10 protein-coding genes are annotated in these 11,449 nt (G+C 56.2%); 3 read left to right on the top strand and 7 right to left on the bottom strand.

Annotated features, from left to right (window positions below; translation table 11 throughout):
* Positions 1-367 precede the first annotated feature (367 nt).
* The 5 genes from JTM80_RS16530 to JTM80_RS16510 all read right to left on the bottom strand — a co-directional run bounded on the left by JTM80_RS16530 (position 368) and on the right by JTM80_RS16510 (position 5,994).
* Positions 368-997 carry a heme-copper oxidase subunit III gene (locus JTM80_RS16530; protein ID WP_172354236.1) on the bottom strand — a complete coding sequence of 210 codons (630 nt, stop codon included), beginning with the start codon at positions 995-997 and terminating at the stop codon, positions 368-370.
* A gap of 123 nt (positions 998-1,120) precedes the next feature.
* Positions 1,121-2,773 (bottom strand): cytochrome c oxidase subunit I, encoded by a 1,653-nt coding sequence (ctaD, locus tag JTM80_RS16525; RefSeq protein WP_172354237.1) that lies wholly within the window; start codon positions 2,771-2,773, stop codon positions 1,121-1,123.
* A 110-nt stretch (positions 2,774-2,883) separates the two neighbouring features.
* On the bottom strand, positions 2,884-3,978 hold the full coding sequence (locus JTM80_RS16520) for a cytochrome c oxidase subunit II (RefSeq protein WP_205369857.1): 1,095 nt from the start codon (positions 3,976-3,978) through the stop codon (positions 2,884-2,886).
* A 230-nt stretch (positions 3,979-4,208) separates the two neighbouring features.
* A complete protein-coding gene (locus JTM80_RS16515; protein ID WP_172354239.1) occupies positions 4,209-5,237 on the bottom strand; it encodes a tetratricopeptide repeat protein in 1,029 nt (342 codons plus the stop codon).
* A 130-nt stretch (positions 5,238-5,367) separates the two neighbouring features.
* Complete coding sequence (locus JTM80_RS16510) at positions 5,368-5,994, bottom strand: Uma2 family endonuclease (RefSeq protein ID WP_205371430.1); 627 nt, start codon at positions 5,992-5,994, stop codon at positions 5,368-5,370.
* 344 nt (positions 5,995-6,338) lie between these two features.
* Here JTM80_RS16510 and JTM80_RS16505 point away from each other — a divergent pair, with 344 nt between their 5' ends.
* Positions 6,339-7,538: a Coenzyme F420 hydrogenase/dehydrogenase, beta subunit C-terminal domain gene (locus JTM80_RS16505; RefSeq protein WP_205369855.1), complete on the top strand. Its 1,200-nt coding sequence runs from the start codon at positions 6,339-6,341 to the stop codon at positions 7,536-7,538.
* 202 nt (positions 7,539-7,740) lie between these two features.
* Here JTM80_RS16505 and JTM80_RS16500 read toward each other — a convergent pair whose 3' ends face one another.
* A complete protein-coding gene (locus tag JTM80_RS16500) occupies positions 7,741-8,235 on the bottom strand; it encodes a DUF4079 domain-containing protein (RefSeq protein ID WP_172354241.1) in 495 nt (164 codons plus the stop codon).
* A 234-nt stretch (positions 8,236-8,469) separates the two neighbouring features.
* Here JTM80_RS16500 and JTM80_RS16495 point away from each other — a divergent pair, with 234 nt between their 5' ends.
* Together JTM80_RS16495 and JTM80_RS16490 are read left to right on the top strand one after the other, a co-directional pair.
* Positions 8,470-9,876: a cell wall metabolism sensor histidine kinase WalK gene (locus JTM80_RS16495; protein ID WP_205369853.1), complete on the top strand. Its 1,407-nt coding sequence runs from the start codon at positions 8,470-8,472 to the stop codon at positions 9,874-9,876.
* Positions 9,877-10,472: 596 nt separating this feature from the next.
* A complete protein-coding gene (locus JTM80_RS16490) occupies positions 10,473-10,676 on the top strand; it encodes a hypothetical protein (protein WP_172354243.1) in 204 nt (67 codons plus the stop codon).
* Positions 10,677-10,736: 60 nt separating this feature from the next.
* Here the strand turns inward: JTM80_RS16490 and JTM80_RS16485 are convergent, their stop codons facing one another.
* Positions 10,737-11,441, bottom strand: a complete 705-nt coding sequence (locus tag JTM80_RS16485; RefSeq protein WP_172354244.1) for an aspartate/glutamate racemase family protein — start codon at positions 11,439-11,441, stop codon at positions 10,737-10,739.
* Positions 11,442-11,449 lie beyond the last annotated feature (8 nt).

Here is an 11,449-nt window from a genome sequence, read left to right as displayed (position 1 = left end):
GGGCGATCGCCCTCACAGTCTGACAGACAATAGTCGCTCATAACATGCAATCACAACACGCAAGAGTTTGGGCGCATCAATGGGTTGCGGGTTGCAAATTGAGATTGCAACAAATTGAGATTGCAAATTGAACCTCTTGCGTGAATCGTTTGGCGGCGATGCCACCCAACGATTCACGCTCTTAGAAAAGCATTCATGCAAGCGATCTATTGAGGATTGCAAATTGAAGATTAGGAGATTGAAGCGTGAATGCAAAAACGCACGATTTTTCACAGGGAAGAATCGTGCGTTGGGTGATGAGTTTAAGTGGTGAAGTGGAATTGTGAAGTGAACCAGCGGTGAATGAATTCTAGAAGCTAGTTGGAATCTAGGAAAACTGCGTCAGGATATAAAGCAGCGCAAACAGGATGATCCAGATAATATCCACAAAGTGCCAGTAAATTTCCGCCATTTCAACGCCTGTGTGCTTGTGGTCGGAATAGTGACCCGCGCGGCGCGATCGCCACAACACGCCTAAAATTAGCACCAGCCCAATGAAGACGTGCAGCCCGTGAAAGCCCGTCATCAGGTAAAAGCAATTGGCAAAGATATTCGTCTTGAGGCCATAGCCCAGCGTTGCATACTCATAGGCCTGTCCTGCAAGGAAGACTGCGCCCATCAGCGCTGTGACAATGTACCACTTCCGCAGACCGTTCACGTCGTTTTTCTTGATAGCGACATCGCCCAGGTGAATCACAAAGCTGCTCGACACCAGAATGATGGTGTTGATCGTTGGCAGCAGCAGTTCCACCTCGGTTCCCTCCGGCGGCCAGTGGCTTGCGGCCCCGCGTACCATCAAGTAAGCGGCAAAAAATCCGCCAAACATCAGCGATTCGGAAATTAGGAACGTCAGCAGCCCCCAAACTCGCAAATCGGGATGCGCGTGGTCATGGGCCTGAGCCTCGGCAGTAATTTCGGGGGCGATCGCCGCTCCGGTGGGTGCAGTTGCGTCAGTCATGGTTGGGTGTTTGTCGAGAGTTCAGGTCAGTTGGGAGGGAAGAGGGAAGAGGGAAGAACGAAGAGGTCTTGTTTTGCGCTTTTCATTTTTAGTTTTTCGTTTTTCATTCTTCCCTCTTCCCCATCACTCTACCGCTAGGGCTTCCTCAGTCATGCCGTATTCATAGGGGCCGTGCGTCACTACGGGCAGCACTTCCCAGTTTTCGATGATGGGCGGCGAGGCGGTGGTCCACTCCAGGGTCAGCGCATTCCAGGGGTTGTCGCTGGCTTTGGGGCCGCGCGTCCAGCTCCACACCGCGTTGATGATAAAGGGTATCAGCGATGCTGCCAGCATAAACGCGCCAAACGTGCAGAGCTGGTTCAGCGCGGTGAACTGCGGGTCATACATAGCGACGCGGCGCGGCATTCCGTGCGTTCCCAGCGAGTGCATCGGCAAAAAGGTCAGGTTTGCCCCGATGAAGGTCATCAGGAAATGCACCTGCCCCAAGCGCTCGTTCATCATGCGGCCCGTCATTTTGGGGAACCAGTGATAGATTGCGGCGTAGAGTCCAAACACCGATCCACCAAACAGCACATAGTGGAAATGCGCCACGATGTAATACGTATCGTGGACGTGGATATCGAACGGTGCTGCACCCAGGGTGATGCCGCTAAGTCCGCCCAGCACAAACATGCCCAACAGCCCGACCGCAAACAGCATTGCCGTTGTGAAGCGGATCTTGCCGCCCCACAGCGTTGCCACCCAGCTAAAGATCTTGACCCCTGTGGGGACGGCCACAATCAGCGTAGAAATGGTGAAAAACAGGCGCATCCAGGGCGGCGTGCCGCTAGTGAACATGTGGTGTACCCAGACAAACAGGCCAACCAAGCAGATGGCAAGGCTGGAATAGGCGATCGCCTTGTAGCCAAAAATCGGCTTGCGGGCGTAGACCGGGATAATCTCCGACATGATGCCGAAAATTGGCAAAATCATCAAGTAAACCGCTGGATGCGAGTAGAACCAGAAGAGGTGCTGGTAAATGATGATGTTACCGCCTGCATCTGGCTTGAAAAACGACGTACCGAAGTTGATATCAAACAGTAGCAGGATTAGCCCCGCCGCCAGCACGGGTGTAGACACCAGCGCCAGCGCCGAAGTCGCCAAAATCGCCCAGCAAAACAGGGGCAGCTTGTCCCACGTCAGGCTGGGAACCCGCATCATGATGATGGTAACGATGAAGTTCACTGCGCCCATGATGGAGGACGTACCCACCAGCACGATTGCCATAATCCACATCGACTGGGCCACTGGAGCGGTGATTTCGCTGAGCGGCGGATAGGAAGTCCACCCCGCCTGTGCCCCACCAAAAAAGAAGCTGCCCAGCAGGAGCAAGCCAGCGGGCGGGTTGAGCCAGAAGGCGATCGCATTCAGGTTGGGAAATGCCATGTCCCGTGCGCCGATCATCAGCGGGACAAGATAGTTTCCGAAGCCCCCGATCGCCGCAGGCACAATCCACAGAAAGATCATAATCGTGCCGTGGTTGGTCAGCAGCGCGTTATAGAGGCTGGGATCGACGAAATCGGGATCGGGCGTGGCTAGCTCCATCCGCATACCCACAGCCATCAGACCGCCGATGAGATAGAACACAAACGCCGTCACTAGGTATTGAATGCCAATCACCTTGTGATCGATGTTGTAACCAAAGTAGTGATACCATTTCCAGGCTTTGTGAACCTGGGCGTGGTCGTGGTCTGCAACGAGCGCTGCGTCGTCGAGTGGAACTTGTGCTTGAGTCATACGCAGAGGGAATATACCAGTTTTTTTATGAAGACTTGGCGCGAAGAAGGAGTTCAGAATTAGAACAGCCGAATGAATGCTCTTGAACCGCGAAGCGGCGCGATCGCCCGCTAAGAGCGCGATCGCACTTGTGCAAGTACCTGTGAAAGCACTTGATCGCTCACGCCCATTTCCTGCGCGTAGGGCGAGAGATAGTCTCTATCCGAAAGTTCCGCCGGATTTACCGCCACGGTTTGCGATGGGTTTTGCTGCTGCGCCACGGCGTTTTGCTGGAGCCATTCGTCAAACTCTTCTGGCGTGTGAACAACCACCTGGGTTCTCATGCCGCCGTGGTAGCTGCCGCAGAGTTCCGCACAAACGACGGGATACGTGCCCACCTTGGTCGCAACGAATCGCAAGCCAGAGGATTGGCCCGGCAGCGCGTCTTGCTTCAGGCGAAACTGGGGCACCCAGAAGGAGTGGATCACGTCCTGAGCAGAGATGTTGAGCTGAATGTCTTTGCCAACGGGAATATGCAGTTCGCCCGTCATGATGCCGCTATTGGGATAGTTAAACAGCCAGGCATACTGCATTCCGGTAACGTTCACCACTAGGTCGGGCGTATGCCCTTCTTCAGCAGCGTTTGCGCCAAAACCATAGCGGGGAACTGGCGTGGCGGGCGGTTCTGTGCCTTCGGGCAGATCCGCTAGCAGATCGGCCGTGGCATCGGTGGCGATCGCCCCATCATCCGGAGCCTGCGCCATCATCGCGACAGAACCCTGCGGCACGGCGTGCATTTCGTGAGACGGCATCGCGTGCGACACTGCGCCGCCGATCATGCTATGCCCGACGTGGATACTGCCGGGGTCAAAGCCGCCCATTTCTTGAAACACCTGGACGCTGTAGACCCCTAGCCCGATGATCAGGATCGCCGGAATCGCCGTCCAGAAGGCTTCTAGCGGCAGGTTGCCCTCGATGGGAATGCCGTCGCCCTCGTCCCCCGGCGCACGGCGATAGCGAAAGCAAAACAGCAGAATTGCCCCAATCACCACCAAAAACAACGCGGTGGCGATCATCACCATCACATTAAAAAGCTGATCTACCAAAACCGCCGCTTCCGACGCTTGCTCTGGCAATAGACCGTGGTGCTGACCCACCCACAGGCTGACCAGGGTGATCAGAATGCCAGCGGTGAGCGTGAGAAGGGATGCTGGAATCTGTTTCATGAATCCTCAAAGTATGAGTCGCAGATGGGTTGGGTGAGGCTGGAGATGTAACGTTTTGTAGCGATCGCCCCCGCTAATCCCCGAACTCTCTCCCTGTAATACCATCCGAACTCTGGGGATCGCTGGAAACTTTCGATTTGCTTCAGATCCCGCAACGCCTGTGTTGAAATTTCATAACCTTTGCGGATGCCACCTTTTCGGACTGCCCAGCGCCATCTGCCCTAGCCGAGCTATCCCTGCTCCAGCCGCCACAGCATATCCTGCACTTGCAGCACGCGATGAGATTCGTGCTTCGCAGCAAACAGGTCGCGGGCGCGTTGCAAGTGGTTGGCGGCGGCTTGGGCGTTGTGCTGCTTGTAAAACACCATGCCCAGTCGATAGTGGGTTTCGGCATCGTCGGGATGGCTCTGAAGTGCCTGCTGATAGTGGGCGATCGCCGCTTCGGGAGTGCTGGGCACAGGGGACGATTTTGCCCGTTCCGGTTTGATCACAGGCTCAGGAGCGGGAGCGGCCACAAACTCGCTAATTAAGCTGGCGACTTTCTCCTTATGCCTCAGGCCGGGATAGAGGTTGCGCGTCATTGGAAAGCGATCGCCCGATTTCAGGTGCAGCACAATCCGTCCGGTCGATCGCGATTTGCCTGTGCCCTGCTCCACGTCTGCATAGGCCACTTGATGCAGCAGCAGCACCGATTCTTTTTGCCCAATTGCGCCCTGGCGGATATGGTGCAGTTTGCCGCTGGCTTTGTCTAGCGTGGCGTGGTTAATCTCGCACATGCCCAGCAGCCCGCCAATCCCCATTGCCGCAGTGATGCCGCCGATGAATAACATCGCTACTCGGTCGTCATTTTCGACGTAGAGCGAGGGCTGGGTGTTGTCCATGAAAAAAGCGTTGACTCGGTTGGCGATCGCCTCCTGACGACTCCAGCTTGACGACCTAGAACTGAGCGTGATGGATTGGCTCTTGGTTCGCAGAATCACGCTGTAGCGAACACTGCCGCGTCCACTCGATCGCCGCTTTACGACTGCCCCACGAATGCTGCTGGAAGGAATCGGGCGACGGGTAGACACTAGGAAATTGCTCTCCTCTAGCGTGCATTGGGCGCTGAGCGTTGAAACGCGCTGGCACGAAAAAATCGTGTGCCTGCCCAAAGGCATGATGCCCAGCCCGAGCAGCGCTATCGGAAAAAACGTGAGCCACAGCGACCAGCCGCGATCGCGCAGTTTTAGCCGCCCTGGGGTTTGCTCCACAATCTGCATAGTCCCGCTCCGCCGTCTGGCACTCTATCCATAGCCTCAGTGTGCCCATCAGCGACTCCGGAAACCGCGAAGCAGCCGCGAACGGAAACCATCAGAACTTCATCATGGCGTGGATGCAAGATTTCGCTGTCTAAAGCGCGTCCGGATCAATGCCAAGCTCGCGCAGCTTTGCCGCAAGCTGCTCGGCCCGCTGCTGTTCTTGGAGAGCGACTTCGGCAGGGGTGGGAACGAGCACACCGTCGGGGGTAAAAAAGCGCAGCCTGCGGTCCTGGATGCCGAGGAAAAGCTGGAGTTGTTCGCTCCACAGCCAGTTGCGATCGCCCGGTTGTAGGGGCTGATACTGTCCACCCACAAGCGTAAATCCGGCAAATTCCAGCGTTACTGGGTCAAACCAGAAATAATCAAACACTCGCAGCACGTCCTGATAAAGCTGCTTTTTCGCGCCGCGATCTTGCTGGGCTGTGCTGTTCGACAAAATTTCGATAATCACGTTGGGCGTTTTGCCGTCCTCTTCCCAAACAGTCCAGCTTTTGCGCGGGCGCTTTTCCGTATTCAGCACCACGAAGAAATCGGGGCCGCGAAAGTCGCGGGTCTTGATTTTGCTCGTACTGTAGTAAATCGTAAGATTGCCGCTGGCGTAATAGTCCGTGCGATCGCGCCACAGCCAGTTCAGGCACTCCAAAAACAGAATCATTTGCTGGAGATGAAGATCAGATTCCAAAGGCGGCTCGTCGCTGTCAAGATTACAGGGAGGCATCACGGGCAACTCGCGATCGCCCTCCTCCGAAAAGCGAGCTTCGGCAGGCTCCTCCAGCGCAGATTGCTCAGGCGACAATTGCACCGGGTCTGACGGATCAAGCTCTGGCGTATCTGGCGCGAGGAGTTCGGGTTCTGGCATCGGCAGCGTGCCCCCACGACGAGCGTCCAACTGCCTTCAGTTTAGTGGATTCGGTCGAGTGGACAGGGGGCGGGGTATTGGGGTGTCAGGATGTTGGAGTGTTCGCGAAGGGTGGTGACGAGAAAGGGCGATCGCTCGTCCCCCACCCTACGGTATTGTGAAAACAGGTCGCCTGACCCCTGAAACCTGACCCTTGATCCCTCATGACCGCCGTTTCGCCCAACGCCCACAAAAAAGCCCGCGCCCTCAAACCCGGCAGCCGTCGCCCCGCCAAGGAACTGTGTAGCGAGTGCGGCCTCTGCGATACGTACTATGTGCATTACGTGAAGGAAGCCTGCGCCTTTATCAACCAGCAGATTGCCGACCTAGAGCAGGAATTTCACGGGCGCAGCCGCGATCTGTCCCAAGAAAACGATGTGTACTTTGGGGTGCATCAAGACATGATGGCAGCCCGCAAGACCCAGCCCATCGAAGGGGCCCAGTGGACGGGCATCGTCAGCAGCATTGCCATTGAAATGCTGAACCGGGGGCTGGTGGAAGGGGTGGTCTGCGTGCAAAACACGGAGGAGGATCGGTTTCAGCCAAAGCCCGTGATCGCTACCACGCCCGAAGAAATCCTGGCGGCGCGGGTCAATAAGCCCACCCTGTCGCCCAACCTGTCGGTGCTGGAGTTGGTAGAGCAGTCGGGCATGAAGCGGCTGCTGGTGATTGGCGTGGGTTGCCAAATCCAGGCGCTACGGGCGGTGCAAGACAAGCTGGGGCTAGAGAAACTCTATGTGCTGGGAACGCCCTGTGTGGACAACGTGACCCGCGCTGGCTTGCAGAAATTTCTCGACACCACCAGCCGATCGCCCGATACGGTGGTCTATTACGAGTTCATGCAGGACTTCCGCGTGCATTTCAAGCACGAAGACGGCTCGACGGAGACGGTGCCGTTTTTTGGGCTGAAGACGAACGAACTGAAGGACGTGTTTGCGCCCTCCTGCATGACCTGTTTTGACTATGTAAACTCGCTGGCGGATTTGGTGGTGGGCTACATGGGCGCACCCTTCGGCTGGCAGTGGATCGTGGTGCGAAACGAGACGGGCGCGGAGATGCTGGATCTGGTGAAAGACCAGCTTGAGACGCAGCCTGTGATGTCCCAGGGCGATCGCCATCAAGCCGTGCAAAACAGCATCCCCGCCTACGACAAAGGCGTGACGCTGCCGATGTGGGCGGCCAAGCTAATGGGCGTGGTGATCGAAAAAATTGGCCCCAAAGGGCTGGAATATGCCCGCTTTTCCATCGACTCGCACTTCACCCGCAACTATCTCTACGTGAAGCGCAACTATCCCGACAAGCTAGAGCAACACGTCCCCGACTACGCCAAGCGCATCGTGGGGCAATACAAGCTGCCAGAATAGCGGAACGGCTGAGCGTTGCAGGGCTGCATCATTGCACTGCCTGTGGCTCAACCGTCCAATCAGCCGTCCAAACGGATAGGACTTACATCGTCCAAAACCCAGAAAACCTATCGCAAGTGCGTAGGAACCGGATACTGGCGGAGGTTTGTTGCGGGTTGCCCCTAATCCACCAACCCAAATCGACTAGCATCAATTAAATCGACTAAATCGACAGACCCAGCTTTAGCCCAAAGATGCCGTGGATCAGCAGCAGCGCCAGCGCTACGCTACCCAAGTAAGCGTGAACCGTGCGGAAGCCTTTGCCTTGAGAAAAGCCAAACGCAGCAATCAGCCCATTGACCGCCAGCATCCCTAGCGCCACCGAACCCGTCCAAAAGTGGGGGCTTTGCAAAATGGGCTGGTTTTGCATCACCAGCGACAGGATGCCGCCCGTATAGCCCATTGCGATGAACAGAAACATCAGTCCGGCAATTTTCTTGTGGTCCGTGCGCTTTTTTGCGGCCAGCGCGTCGTCGGTCGCCGTCAGCAAGCGGCCCTGCCAGCCCGTCACCGCTGCAAAACTGCCCATCACCAGCACCACAATGCCCATCATCGCGGGGTGCCCCCAATGCACAATCGGCTCTGGCACATTGAGATTGCGAAAGACATCAGCGATGGGGTCTAGCCATTCGCTCAAGCGAGTTGCAAACTCTGACATGGTGTTCTCCTTGCCCTTGGAATGGTTTCTTAAAAAATTGTTAAGCCTGCGCTTAAGCCTATTCTATAGCGGGAACTGGGCTGGACGAAGGGGAAAAGCGCGAGAATCCTGATACGGTATAAATCCTGATGCCCCCTATCCTGAGCAAGAAGCACTTCCACCGGAACTTTCTTCCATTGCTGCGGTCAAGAAGCCCACTCAGGATTGCAATCTGCTCGGTCTGCTCATTTACCCATGCGACTCAATCGGCTATTTTCCAGTCTTCGGACGCGAATTCTGGGTTGGTATATTTTGTTAGTGGCGGCTTCGATGCTGGTGTCGATTGTGGGAATCCGCCAAACGCTGCTGGCTCGCCTGTATGAGCGCATCGAGCAATCGCTAGAGCAAGAGGTGCTGGAGCTGCGCCAGCTCAAAACGGGGCTAAATCCTAGAACCAGCGAGCCGTTTGGGAACGATATTGATGCTCTGTTTCGGGTTTTCCTCAGCCGCAATATTCCCGCCGATAACGAGTTTTTGCTGACGTTTTTGGATGGCGAGTTTGATCGCTCCAGTCCCCGTGCTGTGCCCAAGGTTCTGGATTTATCTAGCCCGCTGGCTCAAGAGTTTGCAGAAATTGCCACACCCCGGCGGCGCTGGGTGACCCTGCCGGATGGGGAAATCATCATTTATCAGGCCGAACCGATTTTTCGGGAAGGTAGCCGGGGCGTGTTTGTCGTCGCGCATCTGCTCTCGGCTGAACTGAGGGGGATAGACGAGGCGATCGCCATCGTGATTCAGGTGATGCTGACGGTGCTGGGGCTGACGGCGGTGGTGGCTTGGTTCGTGGCACAGCGAGCGTTGGAGCCGCTCAACCTGTTGACCCAGGCCGCCAAGACCATGAGCGAGTCCGATTTAACTCAGCGTATTCCTGTGCATGGTGTAGACGAAATCAGTGAACTGACGCTGCGGTTCAATGAAATGCTAGATCGACTGCAGCTTGCCTTTGCCGCCCAGCGCGATTTCGTCAGCGACGCAGGACACGAACTGCGAACACCAATCACCATTATTCGCGGACATCTGGAACTGCTGAGCGACGACCCCACCGAGCAGCGCGAAACCATTGATCTAGTGACCGATGAGCTAGACCGCATGAGTCGCTTTGTGGATGACTTGCTGCTGCTGGCGAAGGCAGAGCAGCCCAATTTTTTGCGGATGGAAATGGTAGACGTGGCCGCTCTAGCGGAGGCGCTATTTGCCAAGGCAAAAGCCCTGGGCGATCGCCAGTGGCGACTAGAAAATCGTGCTAGGGGCTGGATTGTGGGCGATCGCCAACGGTTGACTCAGGCAGTGATGAATCTGGCCCAAAACGCTACCCAGCACACCCAGCTCAGCGACACCATCACCTTAGGCACAGCGCTCGATCGAGATAAAGTTCGCTTTTGGGTACGCGACACGGGCAAAGGCATTCCCCAAGCGGAACAGGCTCGCATTTTCGAGCGGTTTGCCCGTTCTAATACCAGCAGGCGACGCTCGGAAGGTGCGGGGCTGGGGCTGGCCATCGTGCGGGCGATCGCCCAGGCCCACGGCGGCACTGTCGAACTGGTCAGCCAACCCGATCAGGGCGCAACCTTTACGCTCGTCATCCCGGTTGATCCGCCCTAAAGCCGATGTCAATTTCTCTCCGCAGTGCTATCTGTGAGATTAGCTAAACGCTATGCCAGTCCTTGACTGAGCCAGCAGATCAGTCATCCAAAATTGCCCATCTAAACTTCAAAGCGTTGCTGAACGCAGATATGAATCACCCTGATCCCCCGGACTCTTCTCCTAAGTCGGGAGAAGGGGAGCAAGAGTGGCTTAAAGTCCCTCCCCTCTCTGGAAGAGGGCTTAAGCTTTCGGCGTATCAGAACAGGGTAAGGGGGATCGGCAAAGTTGCACATTGCGATAATCCGAGAAATCGAAAAGCTCACGCCAACCCATTTCAGTCTGATCGAAGTCTGATTGAAATCTGATTGAAATTGGTCGTAAGGTGGAAGGGTTACAAAACTCCCAAACGTTCAAAGATGGGGCCCGTCGGCGATCGCGCGAGATTGCCCGCTGTTTTTTGCGGGCGCGTTCCTAAACGCCCCATAAGCCCACCATAAACCTCCGATAAACTTAACTAGCGGTTCAAAAAACCTGCCATACAATGAAGGTACTGGGAAGATACTGGCGAGGGTATTGTCGCAAGACCAATCCTACCCTCATTGCGGGAGGTGCTTATGCTCGTCATCCTCATGGAAGATCAACTGCTTCAGCCACAGCAGGTGTGTCAAAGCTGCCTGATGGCCGATCGCAGCGGTCAGCCCCGCTGGCAGCAGGGACGGCTGCGCTGCGGCCGCGCCCTGGAAAAGCCGTCGGAAAACCTGCCGGAGCAGTATGAGTGCCAGATGGGGTTCCGCATTGCTAATATTGAGCCGGCCTGAGCGATGTTCTTCAGAGTCGTAGTTATTTGAACATTTTTATTTGAACACTAGTTGTTTGATTTATTTGAACGCTTTTTTCTCTGGAAATTGATAGGTGAGCCACTTGCTGGTTTGCAGGTTTAGGTTCACCAGCAATTCGGCAAAGCGTACCCCTGCCGCCACTGGATCGACGCACGGTGCGCCCAGTTCCTCGCTTAGATAGTCTGCCATACCGCCCATGCCCGCGCAGCCCAGGATAATTGCCTCTGCGCCATCTTCGCTGAGCGCCAGTTCGCCCATGTGAACCAATTCTTCCATCACCGCGTCGGGGTTTGCTTCGCACGCCAGCACGGGCATATCCACGCAGCGGATCGAGGCGCAGCGCTCCATCAGTCCCGTCTTTTTCACGATCGCTTCGACCATGTGGTGGCTGCGGCGCAGCGTGGTGACGACTGACCAGCGGGGGGCGATCGCATTGGCCGCATACATCGACGCTTCGGCAATGCCAACCACAGGCCGGGTCGTCACTTCGCGCACCGCATCCAGCCCCGGATCGCCCCAGCAGGCCAGCACATAGCCGTCCGTCATCGCTTCAGTCCGCTGCACCTCTGCCAGCACATGGGGAATTGCCAGGTATTCGTCGTAGTAGCTCTCGATCGAGGCGGGACCGTGGGCGGGGCAGGTGGTGAGGACTTCTGTTTCTCCAGAAACGTTCGCCGTCGCAATCTGCTCGATGGAGTAGGTCATGTCGCGACTGGTGTTGGGGTTGATGACGTGGAGACGCATTGGAGAGC

It is taken from the genome of Thermoleptolyngbya sp. PKUAC-SCTB121, from assembly GCF_016919485.1.
GTDB classification, from domain to species: Bacteria; Cyanobacteriota; Cyanobacteriia; order Elainellales; family Elainellaceae; genus Thermoleptolyngbya; species Thermoleptolyngbya sichuanensis.
The sequence above is the reverse complement of the archived record's forward strand: the minus strand, read 5'-3'. Positions and strand labels throughout refer to the sequence as shown.